The 16,411-nt window shown below is 62.6% G+C and carries 14 protein-coding genes and 4 pseudogenes; 5 read left to right on the top strand and 13 right to left on the bottom strand.

Features of this window, described 5'->3' with window-relative positions; all coding sequences use genetic code 11:
- Window positions 1–73: 73 nt before the first annotated feature.
- Genes EOC94_RS14550 through EOC94_RS14540 form a run of 3 tightly spaced genes read right to left on the bottom strand, consistent with a single transcriptional unit; the run spans window position 74 to window position 3,941 of the window.
- Complete coding sequence (locus EOC94_RS14550; RefSeq protein ID WP_127291257.1) at window positions 74–1,042, bottom strand: substrate-binding domain-containing protein; 969 nt, start codon at window positions 1,040–1,042, stop codon at window positions 74–76.
- Window positions 1,039–2,355 carry an ABC transporter permease gene (locus EOC94_RS14545; protein WP_127291255.1) on the bottom strand — a complete coding sequence of 439 codons (1,317 nt, stop codon included), beginning with the start codon at window positions 2,353–2,355 and terminating at the stop codon, window positions 1,039–1,041. Before EOC94_RS14545 ends, EOC94_RS14550 begins: the two co-directional genes overlap by 4 nt.
- Window positions 2,352–3,941, bottom strand: coding sequence for a sugar ABC transporter ATP-binding protein (locus EOC94_RS14540; protein ID WP_245465569.1), 1,590 nt, complete (start codon window positions 3,939–3,941; stop codon window positions 2,352–2,354). The genes EOC94_RS14545 and EOC94_RS14540 overlap by 4 nt, the downstream gene beginning before the upstream one ends.
- 217 nt (window positions 3,942–4,158) lie before the next feature.
- On the opposite strand from EOC94_RS14540, the gene EOC94_RS14535 reads away from it, so the two are divergent.
- Window positions 4,159–5,190 (top strand): LacI family DNA-binding transcriptional regulator, encoded by a 1,032-nt coding sequence (locus tag EOC94_RS14535; RefSeq protein ID WP_127291253.1) that lies wholly within the window; start codon window positions 4,159–4,161, stop codon window positions 5,188–5,190.
- Window positions 5,191–5,217: 27 nt separating this feature from the next.
- On the opposite strand, the gene EOC94_RS14530 is transcribed toward EOC94_RS14535, so the two are convergent.
- The 5 genes and pseudogenes from EOC94_RS14530 to EOC94_RS14510 all read right to left on the bottom strand — a co-directional run bounded on the left by EOC94_RS14530 (window position 5,218) and on the right by EOC94_RS14510 (window position 9,954).
- Entirely contained in the window at window positions 5,218–6,219 is a 1,002-nt protein-coding gene (locus EOC94_RS14530) for an LLM class flavin-dependent oxidoreductase (protein ID WP_127291251.1), read from the bottom strand.
- Window positions 6,220–6,383: 164 nt separating this feature from the next.
- Window positions 6,384–6,575: pseudogene (locus EOC94_RS14525) on the bottom strand (LLM class flavin-dependent oxidoreductase); the annotation flags it as partial.
- Between the two features lie 14 nt (window positions 6,576–6,589).
- A pseudogene (locus tag EOC94_RS14520) lies at window positions 6,590–7,416 on the bottom strand (arylamine N-acetyltransferase).
- Between the two features lie 38 nt (window positions 7,417–7,454).
- The gene (locus tag EOC94_RS14515) at window positions 7,455–8,657 is read right to left on the bottom strand and encodes an AI-2E family transporter (protein WP_095484563.1); all 1,203 of its coding nucleotides are present in this window, start codon (window positions 8,655–8,657) and stop codon (window positions 7,455–7,457) included.
- A 235-nt stretch (window positions 8,658–8,892) separates the two neighbouring features.
- Window positions 8,893–9,954, bottom strand: coding sequence for an LLM class flavin-dependent oxidoreductase (locus EOC94_RS14510; RefSeq protein WP_127291483.1), 1,062 nt, complete (start codon window positions 9,952–9,954; stop codon window positions 8,893–8,895).
- Window positions 9,955–10,185: 231 nt separating this feature from the next.
- On the opposite strand from EOC94_RS14510, the gene EOC94_RS14505 reads away from it, so the two are divergent.
- Window positions 10,186–10,614 (top strand): DUF6481 family protein, encoded by a 429-nt coding sequence (locus tag EOC94_RS14505; protein ID WP_023801556.1) that lies wholly within the window; start codon window positions 10,186–10,188, stop codon window positions 10,612–10,614.
- 87 nt (window positions 10,615–10,701) lie between these two features.
- On the opposite strand, the gene sugE is transcribed toward EOC94_RS14505, so the two are convergent.
- Both sugE and EOC94_RS35070 read right to left on the bottom strand, forming a co-directional pair.
- Window positions 10,702–11,016, bottom strand: coding sequence for a quaternary ammonium compound efflux SMR transporter SugE (gene sugE, locus EOC94_RS14500; protein ID WP_095484562.1), 315 nt, complete (start codon window positions 11,014–11,016; stop codon window positions 10,702–10,704).
- A 189-nt stretch (window positions 11,017–11,205) separates the two neighbouring features.
- Entirely contained in the window at window positions 11,206–11,331 is a 126-nt protein-coding gene (locus tag EOC94_RS35070) for a hypothetical protein (RefSeq protein WP_082982715.1), read from the bottom strand.
- A 209-nt stretch (window positions 11,332–11,540) separates the two neighbouring features.
- Here EOC94_RS35070 and EOC94_RS14490 point away from each other — a divergent pair, with 209 nt between their 5' ends.
- Window positions 11,541–12,350, top strand: a complete 810-nt coding sequence (locus EOC94_RS14490) for a transglutaminase family protein (protein ID WP_095484561.1) — start codon at window positions 11,541–11,543, stop codon at window positions 12,348–12,350.
- A 13-nt stretch (window positions 12,351–12,363) separates the two neighbouring features.
- On the opposite strand, the pseudogene EOC94_RS14485 reads toward EOC94_RS14490, so the two are convergent.
- Together EOC94_RS14485 and EOC94_RS14480 are read right to left on the bottom strand one after the other, a co-directional pair.
- Window positions 12,364–12,516: pseudogene (locus EOC94_RS14485) on the bottom strand (IS5/IS1182 family transposase); the annotation flags it as partial.
- A gap of 17 nt (window positions 12,517–12,533) precedes the next feature.
- Entirely contained in the window at window positions 12,534–14,120 is a 1,587-nt protein-coding gene (locus tag EOC94_RS14480) for an adenylate/guanylate cyclase domain-containing protein (protein WP_127291249.1), read from the bottom strand.
- A 249-nt stretch (window positions 14,121–14,369) separates the two neighbouring features.
- Here EOC94_RS14480 and EOC94_RS14475 point away from each other — a divergent pair.
- Together EOC94_RS14475 and EOC94_RS14470 are read left to right on the top strand one after the other, a co-directional pair.
- Window positions 14,370–14,489, top strand: a pseudogene (locus tag EOC94_RS14475) (cation transporter); the annotation flags it as partial.
- A gap of 217 nt (window positions 14,490–14,706) precedes the next feature.
- On the top strand, window positions 14,707–15,111 hold the full coding sequence (locus tag EOC94_RS14470) for a GFA family protein (protein WP_127291247.1): 405 nt from the start codon (window positions 14,707–14,709) through the stop codon (window positions 15,109–15,111).
- A 4-nt stretch (window positions 15,112–15,115) separates the two neighbouring features.
- On the opposite strand, the gene EOC94_RS14465 is transcribed toward EOC94_RS14470, so the two are convergent.
- On the bottom strand, window positions 15,116–16,384 hold the full coding sequence (locus EOC94_RS14465; RefSeq protein ID WP_127291245.1) for a DNA recombination protein RmuC: 1,269 nt from the start codon (window positions 16,382–16,384) through the stop codon (window positions 15,116–15,118).
- Window positions 16,385–16,411 lie beyond the last annotated feature (27 nt).

Genomic DNA, 16,411 nt, shown 5'->3' with positions numbered 1-16,411 from the left:
TGCCCCTCACCTGCCTGCCGGCATCCTCTCCCCGTAGAACGGGGAGAGGGGCGCCGTCATCGACGATTTCGCCTCAGAGGCCGTTGTCCTTCAGGATCTGAGCCGAGTTTTCCTTGGTGATCTTCTCCGTCGGCAAGGTGATGGTCTTTTCGACCTTTTCGCCGTTCAGGAACTTGATCGCCTGCCGCAGTCCCTCGGCGCCGGGCGTCACATAGGTGAAGGTCGCCGTCAGCTCGCCATTGTTGACCAGCGTCACGCCTTCATTGGGCAGGCCATCGATGCCGATGAACTTGATGTCCTTCTCGCGTCCGGCATCCTTGGCGGCAAGATAGGCGCCGTACGCCATCGGGTCGTTGTGACCATAGACGAGGTCGATCTTCTCGTTGTTGCGCAGTGCCGTGGCCATGATGTTGTAGGCCTGGTCCTGTTTCCAGTCGCCCGACTGCTGGTCGAGCAGGTATTTGATGCCCGGCTCCTTGTCGGTGAATTCATGGAAGCCGTCATGGCGGTCATGTGCTGGCTGGGTGCCCATGCCGCCCCAGATCTCGACGACATTGCCCGCGGCCTTGCCCTTGCCGCCGAGCAGCTCGACGGCGTATTCACCGGCAGCCCGGCCGATCAGCTTGTTGTCGCCGCCGACGAACTGCGTGTAGTCCTTGGTTTCGACATTGCGGTCGAGCACGAAGACCGGGATCTTGGCATCGATCGCCTGCTGCACGACGCCGGTCAAGCCGGCGGATTCCTTCGGTGACACCAGCAGCGCGTCGACCTCCTGACGGATCAGGTTCTCGACATCGGCGACCTGCTTTTCGGTCTTGTCCTCGCCGTCGGTGACGATCAGCTCGACTTCCGGATGCTTGGCAGCCTCAGCCAAAATGTCCTTGTTGAATTGGGCGCGCCACGGCTCGATGGTCGTCACCTGCGAGAAGCCGATCTTCCACTTCTTGTCCTGAGCGTAGGCGTTGCCGCTGGTCAAAAGCGCGGTCGTGGTCAGCAGCGCCGCGGTGACAGCGGCAAGCTTCAACATGTCACGTCGTTTCATTTCTTGTTTCCTCCAAGATTTAGAGACGGGGTCTCTTTTGACGGCCGCTCTGCTGCGGTCGTTTCCTTGTGCGCCGCTTTTCCACCAGGCAGGCGCAGATAGAAGAGAAGATCAAAGGCATTGCGCTCCTGCACGAGCACGGTGCCGATGATGATCATCCCCTTCAGCACGAGCTGAAGGTTCGAATTGATGTTGTGCAATTGCAGGATGTTCGAGAGCAGTCCGAAGATCAGCACGCCGCAGAATGTGCCGATGAGGCTGCCGCGTCCGCCCATCAGGCTGGTGCCGCCGATGACCACTGCGGCGATGGCATCGAGCTCAAGTCCGGCACCGGCATCCGGCTTGCCTTGCCTGTATTGCGCAACGTAAAGCACTGCCGCCACGCCGGCCAGCAGCCCTGATACCGCGTAGGTGGCGATCTTGACGCGGCCGGCGGCGATGCCGGACAGCCGCGCCGCCTCTTCATTGCCGCCGATGGCATAGACATAGCGGCCGAACGGCGTGAAGCGCAGCACGGCGCCGTAGATCAGGATCGCTCCGAGGAAGAACAGGCCCGGCATCGGGATCACGCCGAAGACCAGCGAGCGCAGGATTTCGAAATCCGCGGTGGCGTTCGAGCCGGTGTAGACCGGCAGCACCGCATTGTTCTGCCCGGCAGTCAGCCGGGCGATGCCGAGCGCCGTCACCATCATCGCCAGCGTGACGATGAAAGGCTGCAGCCGCCCGGCAACGATGATGAAGCCGTTGAGCGCGCCGAACAGCAGCCCGACGCAAGGCGCCACCAGCAACACGCCGAGCACGCCGAATTTTGAGCCTACCTGCGGCAGCAGGAACCACAGCACGAGACTGCAGAGGACCACCCCGACAATGCCGGGCGTGACCAGCCCACGAACGCTATCCAGCCTGATGTCGTGCGTGGCTTGCGAGCCGGCGCGGGATTTTTCGATGTTCAGGAAGATGAAACGGGTGACCAGGATGCCGAGGCAAAGGGCGACCACGGCAACTGTCGGCACCCCCAGCACCACCGCCGGCGTGACACCCGGAACCGTCAGCAGCATGGCGCAGACCACGGTGCAGATCGCCATCAGCGAGCCGACGGAAAGATCGATGCCGCCGGTGATGATCACCGCTGTCATGCCGGTGGCGATCAGGCCGGTGGTCGACACCTGGCGCAGCACATCGAGCAGATTGCCGTAGGACAGGAAGATGTTGTTGCCCTTGGAGCTGATCGGCGAGCCCAGCACGCCGATCAGGAAGATGGCGATCAGGCCCCAATAGAGCTTCGTCCGGGACAGGATGTTCAAGATGCTCATGCGGCAGGCCTCGTCATGGTCCGGCGCGGCGCCGCAAGCCGCATGATGGCCTCCTCGCTGGCTTGCGCGCGCGAGAGGATCCCCGTCTGGCGACCATCGGCCATGACCAGGATGCGGTCGGAAAGATGCAGCAGCTCCGGCAATTCCGAGCTGATGACGGCGATGGCGAGCCCGTCTCGCGCCAGCTTGAAGATGAGATCGTAGATCTCGCGCTTGGCGCCGACATCGATGCCGCGTGTCGGCTCGTCCAGCAACAGCACCCGCGGCCGCGTCGCCAGCCATTTGCCGATGACGACCTTCTGCTGGTTGCCGCCGGACAGCGTGCCGGCCGGCTGCTCTATGGTCCCGCAGCGAATGCCGAGCGCCTTCACCGCGTGCCGCGCCAGGTCTTGCTCGCCGGCCAGCGAGCGAAGGCCGAACCGCGCCAGCGCGCCGACCAGCGGCAGCGCGACATTGTCGGTGATCGACGCCTGAAGATGCAGGCCTTGCGTCTTGCGGTCCTCTGTCACCAGGGCGATGCCGAGCCGGCGAGCGTCGCGCGGCGAACGGATTTCCACCGGCATGCCGTCGAGCCGGATTTCGCCGCCGGCGCGTCCGCCGCTGGAGCCGAAGATGGTCTCCAGGATTTCGGTGCGTCCCGAGCCCAGCAGCCCGCCTATCCCCAGAATTTCGCCTTCGGCAAGATCGAAGCCGACGCCGTCAAGCGCGGTGCGCCAACCGTGGCGGTCGGGTTTCGACAGTGACAAGCCGCTTACGGAGAGGACGACCTTGCCGCTGGGGCCGCGCTCCTCCTGGGAAGAGGCAAGCAGGCTTCGCCCGACCATCGCCGAAATGATGGTGTCTTCGTCGAGCCTTGCCATCGCCTCGGTCAGCACGTGGCGTCCATCGCGAAACACGGTGACCCGACTGGCCAGATGCATGACCTCGTCGATGCGGTGCGAGATGTAGACAATCGCCACGCCGCTGTCGGCGAGCTGGCGGATGATCCGGAACAGCCTTTGGCATTCGGCCGGCGAAAGCGCTGATGTCGGCTCGTCCATGATCAGGATGCGCGCCGACATCGACAGCGCCTTGGCGATTTCGACCAGCTGCTGCTCGCCGACGCGCAAGCTGCCGACCCGCGCCTCCGGGTTGAGCTCGATGCCGAGCCTCTGCAGCAGCGCACCGGCGGCATGGCTGCTTGCCTTGCGGTCGACGATAAGTCCGGCGATCAGCTTTTCGCGCCCCAGGAAGATGTTATCGGCAACGCTGAGCTCGGGGACGAGGTTGAGTTCCTGGTGGATGATGGCGATGCCGGCGTGCTCGGCATCGCGGACGCCGGCGAAACGGATCGGATGGGCATCGACGTTCACCGTTCCGTCGTAATCCGTGTAGACGCCGGAAAGTATTTTCATCAACGTCGACTTGCCGGCGCCATTTTCCCCCATCAGCGCATGGATCTCGCCGCGCCGCAGGTCGAAGCCAACATCGACAAGTGCGGCGATGCCACCGAACGTCTTGGAAATGTGCTCGGCGCTTAGCACCACAGCCGAGCGGCCGGCCGCAGCCGCATCATCTCCGGACGTGATGGAATTGCCATGCTCCATGACAGATCGGCCTCCCTTCCGCCGTCGTCGAACGTCTCAAACGCTAATCTAAACGTTTCGATCGTGTCAAGCTGATATCTGGTGAGGCCGGTGAACGAATTTCAATTCTTGCGCGGAACCGCAAGATTCCGTAGATATTGCAGCCAGAAGGCGGTGAAACGTTTCGAAAATGATGGCGTCAGGGCGAAAAAAGCAGCGGAAGTCCACGGCCCCGACCATGCTGCACGTGGCTCAAGTGGCGCGTGTTTCGGTCGCCACCGTCTCAGCGCTGATCAATGGCACCGCGACTGTCAGTCCCGAACTCAGCCAGCGCATCGAACAGGCGATCCGCGACATCGGCTATAAGCGCAACGCGATCGCCCGCAGCCTGAAAATGGGGACGACCCGCACCATCGGGCTTACCGTTCCCCATATTACCAATCCGTTCTTCACCGATGTCGTGTCGGTCATCCAGCAGGCATTCGATCGCGCCGGCTACGCGGTCATGCTGTGCTGCACGGACGAGGACCTGAACACGCAGGACGACCAGATCAGGCTGCTGCTCGACCGGATGGTCGACGGGCTGATCGTCGCGCGCGTCGGCGACGGCGCGATCCTCAAGGGAATTGTCGATGACGCCAACGTGCCGGTGGTGCTGCTCGACCGTGTCTGCGAAGGCGTCGATACCGACACCGTCGTCCTCGACAACCAGCGCGCGGTGTTCGACGCCATCACCTATCTGATCGATCTCGGCCACCGGCGGATCGGCTACATCTCAGGATCGTTCGACATCTCGCCCATGCATGACCGCATGACGGGATATCGCGAGGCCCTCCAGGCTGCCGGCCTGCCGGTCGAGAACGAGCTTATCCGCTTCGGCAATTTCCATGAAGTCGACGGCTACAACGCGACGATGCAACTGCTTTCGCTGCACGACCGCCCGAGCGCGATCTTCTCGGCCAACAATCCGATGGTGATCGGCACCATGAAGGCGATCCGCGACATCGGGCTGTCCTGCCCGGAGGATATTTCGGTTGCCTGCTTCGACGATTTCCCATGGTCGGACGTGTTCCAGCCGCAACTGACCACGGTCGCCCAGCCGGTGCAGGCAATCGGCGAGCAGGCGGCCAATCTGCTGCTCGACCGGCTCGCCGGAAATAGGGACGCGCCGCCGCGCAAGCTGGCGCTCAAGGGACGCCTGATGATCCGCAATTCATGCCGGCCACTTGGGCCGCCCTTGGGCGCGATCGCACAAAGCGTCAGCGCCTAACGCGCCTTCGCAGTCTCGGAAAAACCGTCAGGCCGCTTGTGACAGCGATTTGTGGGCTTCGGCCAGGATCTCGAAGGATCGCACCCGCGCCGCGTGATCGAAAATCTGGGCGGTGACCATCAGCTCGTCGGCGCCGGTGCGGCGGACAAACGCTTCTATGCCTTGCCTGACCGTTTCCGGGGCGCCGACGACGGCGCAGGACAGCGCCTGGCCAAGCATTGTTTTGGCCGTTGCGTCGAGGTCGCGCTCATATCCCTCGGCCGGCGGCGGCAATCGGCCGGGCCGGCCGGTGCGCAGATTGACGAAGGCCTGCTGCAGCGAGGTGAACAACAGCCGCGCCTCGGTGTCGGAGGGTGCAGCGAACACATTGAGACCGAGCATGACATAGGGCTTGTCGAGCTGTTCCGACGGCTGGAAGCGCGAGCGGTAGACTTCCAGCGCGTGGTCGAGCTCGGCCGGCGCGAAATGCGACGCGAAGGCGTAGGGCAGGCCGAGCATGGCGGCGAGCTGCGCGCCATAGAGGCTTGAGCCCAGGATCCAGATCGGCACCTGCTCGCCCTCGCCGGGCACGGCGCGGATACGCTGACCGTCCTCGGCCGGCTGGAAATAGCCCATCAGCTCGACGACATCCTGCGGGAAACTGTCGGCGCCGGCCTCGAGGTTGCGGCGTAGCGCGCGCGCCGTGCCGATGTCGGTGCCCGGCGCCCGGCCGAGGCCGAGGTCGATGCGGCCTGGATGCAATGCGTTAAGCGTGCCGAACTGCTCGGCGATGACCAGCGGCGAATGGTTGGGCAGCATGATGCCGCCGGCGCCGACGCGTATCGTCCTGGTGCCGCCGGCGACATGGGCAATGACGACGGAGGTGGCGGCGCTGGCGATGCCCGGCATGTTGTGATGCTCGGCCAGCCAGTAGCGCTTGTATCCCAGCCGCTCGGCATGGCGGGCGAGATCGAGCGAATTGGCGAGCGATTGCGAAGCGTTGCTGCCTTCGACGATCGGCGACAGGTCGAGAACGGAAAGAGCGGTCATGGCGGGGATCCTGTGGACGGGAGGGATGTAGGAAGCGACCGCCACGGCCGCAAATTCAAAAAATTGAACAGACGCCGCGCGTCCAGGCAGGTGCAAAGGACGCTCTGGCATTTTGAATTCGAGGTCCTCCCGGAACTTATCCCGGTTCCCGGATCATGCGCGCCGCCGACGCGTATCGTCCTGGTACCGGCGACATGAGCAATGACGACGGAGGTGGCGGCGCTGGCGATGCCCGGCATGTTGTGATGCTCGGCCAGCCAGTAGCGCTTGTATCCCAGCCGCTCAGCATGACGGGCAAGATCGAGCGAATTGGCGAGTGATTGCGAAGCGTTGCTGCCTTCGATGATTGGCGACAGGCGGTCATGGCGACTTAAGCCTCCAGGATTTTCTTCTGTCGCGCCATGGCCTGGAAGGCTGCACGGTCGGGAATGGCGATTTCGAGCGGGCCTTCCAGCACGTCGGCGAGTTCGGCGGCTGTCGCTATCTCCATCTGCTTGGTACGGCCGCCGAGATGATGCGTCGACAGCCGGTTGTTGCGGAGCGCATAACGGCGGCCCGGCAAGGCTCGTGCGGCGATTACGGAGGAAAGGAAGTGCGAGGTTGGGTGGGTCGACAGGAAATGGTTGCTGACCGAATAGTCGACCTCATAGTTCTGCTGCATGTCGAAGCGGTAAACTGTCCGCCAGTCGCCGCCGACATTGGCCTGCAGCCGAAAATGATCGCCTGTCTCAACCATGCGGAATGTCTCATGGGGGGTCTTTGCTCGAGACCCGGTCGAAGCAGGAGCGGCGCTGTCAGTGTCAGTCCGCCGAAGCCGACATCGGCAATGTAGGTTCGGCCGTCGAGTTCGACGCGCAGCAACATATGGCTCCGGGCGGTTATGGCATCATCGGGCTGGCCCCAAAGAACGCGTGCGGCAAGGCCGCTGACGGCGAAGCCAAGCGCCTTCAGCACATGCATGAAAATGAGATTGTGCTCGAAGCAATAGCCGCCGCGACCCCGAGCGACGATCTTTTCCTGCAGCGAGGCGAGATCGAGACGAACCGGGTGGCCTAGAAACGGATCGAGATTTTCGAACGGGATCGCCTGCGGGTGTAAGAGATGGAGCGACTCCAGCGTTTCCAGCGAAGCATCTCTCAAGCCGGTGTATCCGATGCGGGCGAAATAGGCGTCGATGTCGAAGGAGATATCGGTCATGGAAGGGAGCCAGGCTTTGACCAGCTCGATATAGGCATTCAATCCGGGCGCCGCAAACGCCGCGCGCCGGTTTGCGCTGCAGCGCTGTTCGTCTCCTCGATGAGTTCTTCCTCAACCACCGCAGTATGCTGCGCCGCCAGGAAATTGCCGACATGGCTGAGGCTGTCGAAATGATCGCAGAACACCTTGATGACGACCAGCAGCGGCACCGCCATCAGCGCGCCGACGAAACCCCACAGCCAGGACCAGAAGGCAATAGCGATGAGGATCGCCACCGCATTGATCTCGAGGCGGCGGCCAACCACCGTCGGCGTCACGAACTGGCCCTCGACGGTATCGCACAACAGCACGAAGGCCGGCGCCAGCAGTGCGTAGGAGATGCTGTCGAAGCTGATCAGCGAGATGATCGTGACAAGCGTGATTGTAATCAGCGCCCCGATATAGGGCAGGAAATTGAGCAGAGCCGCTGCCGCGCCCCAGACCTGCGGGTTGGGCACGCCGAGTGCCCAGAGGCCGAGTCCGATGACCAACCCCAGGCATGTATTGATGACGGCGACGGTGAGCAGGTAGTGCGAGATTTCACGTTCGACGTCATAGACGACGCGCAGTGCCCGCTTCTTTTCGCTGAGACTAGGGAAGGATTCGACGATCTTCTCATAGAACATCGTGCCGGAGGCGAGCAGGAACAGCGACAGGACGAAGACGATGATGAGGCTGGTGCCCGCCGACAGCAAATTGCTGGCGGCTTGCGGGAGAAGGCCGGATTGCGCCATGGCAACCCTCTGAACGCCCGGCTCCTGGGATGTCTGCGTCAGTCCCTCTATCTGCCGCGAAATCTCCATGATCCTCTCGAAAGGACGTCGCAGTTGCGCGAGCCGTTCGGTCAATTGCTGGCCGATCACCGAGGTGTTGTTGATGAGGTCGATGACCGGGCCGCTGAGCAGATAGCCGGTCACGGCGAGGACGCTGACCGACAGCACCACCAGCAGTGTCGCCGACATAACATCGGGCATGCCGTGTTTGCGCAGGAAGCGGACGATCGGCGTCAGTGTCAGCGCCAGCAGGAAAGCCAGAATGACCGGCATGAAGAAGGCACGAGCGAAGGAGAGCGCGTAGATCGCCATAAGGATGAAGATCCCGACGAGCAGCGAACGCATCAGATGCGTGTCCGCGCGCGCCTCGACGCGCGGATCCGGGCTTTCGGCAGCGCCTGCGCCCAAAGCGGCGGGGTCGGCTTTCATTCTGGCCCTCGGCGGCACACCGCGATTGGTGTACGCTGTTGGCGGAAACGCCTTTGCGGCTTCAAAGTTCCGTTAGAGCGACGTGCGTCCACTTGGTCGCACAAAGCACGCTCTAACACTTTGAATCTACGCATCGTGCTTTCCGAAAATCGATTCCGATTTTCGGGCCGATGCGTTAGCCGGCGTTGATGGCAAGGCCGTACTGCGCCCTTGCCAGTGAATCAGGGCCGATGAATCAGGCGGCCGGCGCGGCCACGGCAGGGATGGCCTTCGCCGTTTCCTTGCGCACGATCGGCGCGACCTTGGTGCCGTAGAGCTCGATCGCCTTCATGGTCTTGGCATGCGCCATGGTGCCGATCGCCATTTGCAGCAGGAAGCGGTCGTTGCCGAATATCCTATGTTGGGCAACGATCTTTTCGGCCACCTGTTCGGGATTGCCGACGAACAGCGCGCCGTTCGGGCCACGCGATTGGTCGAAATGCGCCCTTGACGTTGGACCCCAGCCACGCTCGCGGCCGATGCGGTTCATCACCTCGGCCTGCGGCCCATAAAAATCGTCGGCCGCCTGGTCGGTGGTCTCGGCGATGAAGCCGTGGACGTTGAGGCTGGTGGCCAGATCAGCCGGATCGTTGCCGGCCCGTTTGGCCGCCTCCCTGTAGATGTCGAACAACGGCGCGAACCGTGCCGGCTCGCCGCCGATGATGGCCAGCGCCAGCGGCAGGCCGAGCGCGCCGGCCCGCGCGGCGGACTGCGGCGTGCCGCCAATCGCGATCCAGATCGGCAATTTGTCCTGGAAAGGGCGGGGATAGACGCCGCGATCGTTGATCGGAGCGCGCAGCCTGCCCGACCAGGTCACCTTGACGCTATCGCGGATGGCAAGCAGCAGGTCGAGCTTTTCGGCGAAGAGCTCGTCATAGTCTTCGAGATTGTAGCCGAACAGTGGAAAGGATTCTATGAACGAGCCGCGCCCGGCCATGATCTCGGCGCGGCCACCGGAGAGAAGGTCGAGTGTCGCAAACTGCTGGAAGACGCGAACCGGATCGTCGGAGGAAAGCACGGTGACCGCGCTGGTCAGCTTTATGCGCCTGGTGCGTTCGGCCGCCGCGGCCAGGGCCACGACTGGCGCTGAAGCCGCATAATCGGGACGGTGATGCTCGCCCAGCCCAAACACGTCGAGGCCGACCTGGTCGGCCAGCTCGATCTCCTCGATCAGGTTGCGCAGCCGCTCATGCGCGCCAATGGCGCCGGGACCCGGTTCCGGGCTGACGTCGGCGAAGGTATAGAGACCGAGTTCCATCATGTGTCATCCTGGCGTTTTGTTTTTCGCGCTACAGGTAGCGACCAGTCCGCCGCGCCGCCAGAGGGGCGGATGGTGAACAGTGCATGTCCGTTTCAGCCGAATTCAGCCGAAAAGGCGTCTCCCGACTGCAACAGCTCAGAATTTCATGGCTGGCATACCGTTTTGGCGCTTGAACTCTGGGTTTTCACGCGTATGTAAGCCTCGCAAATTGACTCCAGGGAAGTGGACTTGGCTATCTATAGGGAAAAAGACGTTTTCGAGCGGCGCAATGCCGCAAACGAGGCAAAGAAGGCGCTTCTCGAGCGCTTCAAGGCAAAGCCGGCAGCAGACGATCCAGCAGTGCTGGCACGACAGGCCGAACGCAAGGCAATCCTCGAAGCTCGTGCGATACGCGAGGCCGAAAAGGCCAGGCTGAAGCAGGAAAAGCTGGCGCGCGAAGCGGCCGAGAAGGCCGAGCGCGAAGCGGCTGCCGAAGCAGCGCGTATCGCTGCCGAAGAAGCGGCGCAGGCGGAAGCGAAGATCCGGGAAGCCGAAGAGAACGAGCGCATCGCTCGTTTGCTCGCCGACGAGGCCGAGCGCAAGGCTAAGCGCGACGCGCGCTATGCGGCGCGCAAGCAGCGCACCGGCAGGACGCCCCCGGGCTTTTCGGCTCGCTAGCGCTCCTACAGCGCGATTTCACCAAGCAAATTCAGGGCCGCCTTGCAGCGGCCCTGAAGGCGTTTGTGTTGCAATCTTGCAGCCAAACTAGGCCGCGAGCTTCAGCCCCATGATGCCGCAGACGATGAGCGCGATGCAGGCCAGCCTGATCGCCGTCGCAGGCTCGCCGAGCAGCCAGATGCCAAGCAGCGCCGTGCCGACTGTGCCGATGCCGGTCCACACCGCATAGGCCGTGCCGACCGGCAGCGTCTTCAGCGCCAGTCCGAGCAAGGCGAGACTGACGACCATCGAGACAACCGTCAGGACCGTCGGCAGCGGTTTCGAAAACCCATCGGTGTATTTGAGGCCGATCGCCCAGCCGATCTCGAACAGGCCAGCGAAGAAGAGAAGAATCCACGACATCGGAACGCTCCATTGAATTGCGGGTCGTCCCGGTCTTTTCGGAAAGCGCGAAGTCGTCTTCGCTGCATTGATATAGAAATTTCGGGTGCCCAATCAACAGCAGCGCCGGCGGCATTTCAGGACCAATCGCTGACTGTCGATTGGTCCTGAAATGCCGCCGGTCATGGCCTTGCGCCGAAACGCCGAGACTTACCTGTCCTTGAGTTTGGTCGCCTTGACGGGCGGCGCCTTCAGGGTCGGGGCAGCGGCGGGTTTCTTCGCGTCCTTCTTCGGCTTGCGGGCTTCTTTGCCCGCCTTCATCGCACCTTTAGCCATGATTCGTCCTCCGATTGTGGCAAGCGAAATGAACCAAGAGAAACGCCCGACCGCAAGAGGCATAATCTGGCGCCTGTGCCGGCCGGCGGCCGTCAAGCGGTTTCTAATTCGCTCGTAAACCGCGTTGGTCCGTGCGATGATCTTTTTGCACTGCAGCAACAGCCCGTGCCTTCGCCGGGTGTTGATCCGGCAGGCCGGTCAGGACGACAATGCGAATCCACATCGGCTGCGAGATGAGCTTCGACTTTCCGCAGGAAGCGCCGCTGATCGCGATGCTCAACGTCCACTATTCCCGGGCGTCCGATCTCGAGCGGCCGGATTTCCTGACCTCGAACCCACCGGTGCCGATCGAGAGCTACCGCGACAGTTTCGGCAATTGGTGCAACCGTCTTGTCGCCCCGCCCGGTCGCTTCACCTTCGGCACGGACGCCGTGATCCGCGACCCGGGAACCTTCGAGTTGGGCGAGCTGGTGGCGTGGCAGCACGAGGTGCGCGACCTGCCGTCGGAAACATTGCTGTTCCTGCTGCCCAGCCGCTATTGCGAGAGCGACGTGCTGGCGAGCGAGGCATGGCGGCTGTTCGGCCACACACCGCTCGGCATTCCACGGGTTCAGGCGGTCTGCGACTTCGTCCACAACCACATCATCTTCAATTACGGCAATGCGCGGCCGACGCGCACGGCAGCCGAGGCATATCGTGAGCAAAGCGGCGTCTGCCGCGATTTTGCCCATCTCGCCGTGGCCTTCTGCCGCGCCCTGAACATCCCGACCCGCTATTGCACCGGCTACATCAGCGACATCGGCCTGCCGAAACCGTGGTCGGACATGGATTTCGCTGCCTGGATGGAGGTCTATCTCGGCGGCCGCTGGCATGCCTTCGATCCGCGCAACAATGCGCCGCGCATAGGCCGCATCCTGATTGCCTCCGGCCGCGACGCTGCCGATGTGCCGCTGACCCATATTTTCGGGCCGGGCACGCTGGCCGGTTTCAAGGTCTGGACGAACGAGATCGTCGATTAGGCCGTGTGGACAGTTACCGCAACCACAAGACAATAGCCGCGAGAGTGACAACGGCGGTAATAGTGGGCGGTTTTCTCGAGCGGGTTGCGACCCAGCGGAACTGCTTGAGTTTGGAGGAGCAGCACTCGGCGAGATGATGCTGGGCATAGAGGTGCCCTGACAGTGGGACAGTTTCTAGAGAACCTAAAAAGCGGCGGGCTTGCTTCGGATGGTTAAGGCCAGGAGCGCCTCCGAAAGTCGTTTCTTCGCCCGCTCGACCCCGTTCTCGTCGATTGCCTCAACATCGAGGAACAAGTCGAGGCCAGTCGCGTGCTCGCTGATGACCTGAGGGCGCTGGGCCAGTTCACCCAGGAGGCCCTCGACTTCGTAGGGGACAACCTCCCGGCTGATCCCCTTCATGGCAATCGGTGCTAACGGACGCGCCCGGACAAGGTCGCGAACGAGCGCGTAAGTCTCATAGCTGAGGCAGATGCCGCCAGGCTCGGCAATCGACTGCAGACGGGCCGCCAAGTTCGCTTCGGCTCCGATGATCGTGTAGTCCATCCGATCATCGGAACCGAAGTTCCCAACATTGCAATAGCCCGTGTTGATGCCCATGCGAGCTCGGAAGGGCCGTTCAACTCCGCGGTCACGCCACACCCTGTTCAACTGCTCCAGCCGACGCTGCATGTCGACAGCCATGCGCAAGCAGGCTCTCGCGTCTTCCTCGATGCCTTGCGTCTCCGGGTCTCCGAAGAACACAAGAAGCGCGTCGCCGATGAACTTGTCGACGGTGGCGCCGTGTTTGAGCGCGATCCTCGACATCTCGGTGAAGTACTCGTTGAGGAGAACCGTCAGGTCCTCGGGCTGGAGCCGTTCCACGATCGCGGTGAAATCCTTGACGTCGGAGAAAAAGATCGTGAGCTTCTTGCGCTCGGTCGCGATGGTGACGTCCTTCTGGCCGCTGAAGATGCTTTTGTAAATTTGAGGCGAGAGGTATTTGGCGATCTTCAATGAAATCGCGGCCAGGAAGTCGTTTGCCTCGGAAAGCTCCTTGTTGATGCCCTGAACCAAGGCGGACTGCCGACGCTGCAGGAGAATGAACGTCAGGCCCGCCGCCGCCGCGAAGCCGAAATATAGGAGCAGATACTTGAAGGCGAGGACGTTCGCAGCGATAGGCTGATTGACTGATATCTCCTGGATCCCTCGGACATCCCCTACCTTCCAGTCCGTCTTGGGGCTGTCCGGGTGTGAGTTATGGCAGGTCACGCAGACTTGTCCCATTACAACGGGGGCCGCGGCGCGGACGTGCCGGTCAAACAGCGAACCCGAGACTTCGATGATCGGCTCCCTCGGGTTGGCGCGCAAAGCAAAAATTGCGTTCCGCTCGAATACATCGAGCTGGTGGGGGTCGCGACCTTTGAAAGGTAGATCGGAGACGAACCGATATTTGACGGACCCGTCGTGAGCGCTGATGCGCTTGCCGAGTTCGATCGAGAGGGTTGCTGGAATAGGGATCGCACCTGGCACGTCCCGGTAGTTGTGCGTCGCGGTCACGGCGTCGTCTGCTTGCAGCACGCGCCCCACGACGTCGCTGCCGTAAAATCCGCGCATTTCGTCGATGATCCGGCTGATTTCGCTGGCTTGCGTGCGCAGCATCCGTTCCGATAGGTCTCGGAGGTCGAGCCAGGCTGCGACGGGCAGGCCTATAAGGCCGATGACCACTGCCGCCACCAGGAGCGGTCCCATGGTGCGCTGCTGACGCGCAATCTGTTCACCCAGTCCAGCCATTGTGCCAGCGCCCGGCAGTCACTAGTATCTGAACTATATCTCATTCCCGGCACGGTACCTAGCGTCAGTCTTGGCTCGATGAAAACACGCCAGCCCTGCAACGACGGACCGACCTTGAGCGGTTGTGGCTAAGCCCCACCTTCACAGCGGATTTCGCATACTGGCGCGCCCGGCCAACTGCGGACTGTTCTCACGCTTGGAGAAGGAATGCTCAAAGTCCGACCGATGGCGCCCGAGCCGGTTGCCAACGAGGACCATTTGTCGGCGCCCGAGATCGAGACCTGCGTCGAACACACCGAGGCACGGCTGAGGACCGAGATGCCCGAGGTCACGCGACTGTTCGTCAAGCCGCAGACCAGCGGAACCTGAGCCGGCCGGCTCAAGGCCATAGAGGCCGCGTCGGGACAAGCGCCGGACTAGAGGCCTGCCGTTGCAAGGTTCGCCTGCCGCGCTGCCGCATCGACTCGAATGTCGGAGTCGATTTTGGAAAGCATGATGTGTAGGTTCAAAGCATTACACCATACTATGTGTCCAAACGGGCGCACGTCGCTCAAGCATTGCCGAACGGATTTTGGGAGGAATGAAGATGAAAATCGACGGTGGGTGTCATTGCGGCGCCATCACCTACGAGGCCGAAGTCGATCCGGAAAAGACCAATATCTGCCACTGCATCGATTGCCAGCAACTGACTGGAACGGCGTTTCGGGTGACCGTGCCGGCGTCGGAGGATCATTACCGGATCACCAGGGGCACGCCGAAGATCTACATCAAGACCGGGTCGAGCGGCGCCAGGCGCGCCCAGGCTTTTTGCGGCGAGTGCGGTTCGCATCTCTATGCCACGTCGGTCGGTGACGGACCGAAAGTCTACGGCATCAGGGTAGGCACGGCGCGTCAGCGCGATGAACTGGTGCCGAGACGGCAGTTGTGGCATCGCTCGGCGCTGCACTGGCTGCCGGACTTCGAAGGCACGACGATCATCGAGGAGCAGTAGCCTCTCAGTCGTCGTCTTCGACGACCCTAAGTCTCAGCTGACCGGTCTTGGAGTCGGCGACGCGCGCACCCGCATCGACCTTCGCGCCGTGTGTGGTCTCGGCCGATCCGGCGTCGCCCTCCGTCGGCTGCGCGCCGAACTCCAGCGCCTCGATCTTCTGGCCGCGCTTGGTCACCTTCGACGTCGAGACGAGGATATCGTCGATATCCTTGGCCGACTGGCCGAAATGGCTCTGCAATTTGCGCACCCGCTCGTCGAGGCGCGAGACATCCTCCATCAGCCGGATCACCTCGCCCTGAATCAGATGCGCCTGCTCGCGCATGCGGGCGTCCTTGAGGATCGCCTGGATGACCTGGATCGACAACATCAGCAGCGACGGCGAGACGATGACGATGCGGGCGCGGTGCGCCTTGTGGACAATCCCCTCGAAATTCTCGTGGATCTCGGCAAACACCGATTCCGACGGCACGAACATGAAAGCGGTGTCCTGCGTCTCGCCCTGGATCAGGTATTTTTCTGATATATCGCGGACGTGCACCTCGATGTCGCGTCGAAACGCTTGTGCGGCGACCTTCTGCAAATCGACACCTTCGGCGGCACGGATGGCGTTCCAGGCTTCCAGCGGAAACTTGGCGTCTATGGCAAGCGCCGGCGCGCCGTTCGGCATCTTCACCAGGCAGTCGGGCCGGCTGCCGTTCGACAAGGTCGCCTGGAATTCGTAGGCGCCGTGCGGCAGGCCGTCGGCGACGATCGCCTCCATGCGCGACTGGCCGAAGGCGCCGCGCGTCTGCTTGTTGGAGAGGATCGCCTGGAGCTGAACGACCTGGCCGGCGAGCGACTGGATGTTGCCCTGCGCGATATCGATGACCGCCAGCCGTTCCTGCAGCTTGGCAAGGCTCTCATGCGTCGATTTCGTCTGCTCGGTCATGGTCTGGCCGAGGCGGCCGGTCATCGCGTCGAGGCGTTGGCCGATCGACTGTGTGAGTTCGGCCTGCCGCGCCCCGAACACTTCGGCGATGGCGCCCATGCGGCCCTGCATCTCGGCCTGGCTTTGCAGGATGCCGGCCATCCGCGCCTCGGCGTCGCGGGCGTGGTCGGCGGCTTCCGCAGCCGCCACTGCACGCGCCTTGGCCGACCGCCACAGCGAGACGACCAGCGCCACGAACAGGCCCAGAAACAGGATCGCGCCGAATGCCAATGCGTGGCCGAGCGTGATCGTGGTGGCGCCGAGCCGGGCGATTGGTTCGGACAGGATTGATGTCAGGTCGTTCATATGGACAGCATAGATGATTCTCCCTGA

The organism is Mesorhizobium sp. M6A.T.Ce.TU.016.01.1.1, from assembly GCF_003997065.1.
In the GTDB taxonomy this organism is placed as follows: domain Bacteria; phylum Pseudomonadota; class Alphaproteobacteria; order Rhizobiales; family Rhizobiaceae; genus Mesorhizobium; species Mesorhizobium mediterraneum.
Note: the sequence above shows the minus strand (reverse complement) of the source record. Positions and strands in the feature narration are given on the sequence as shown.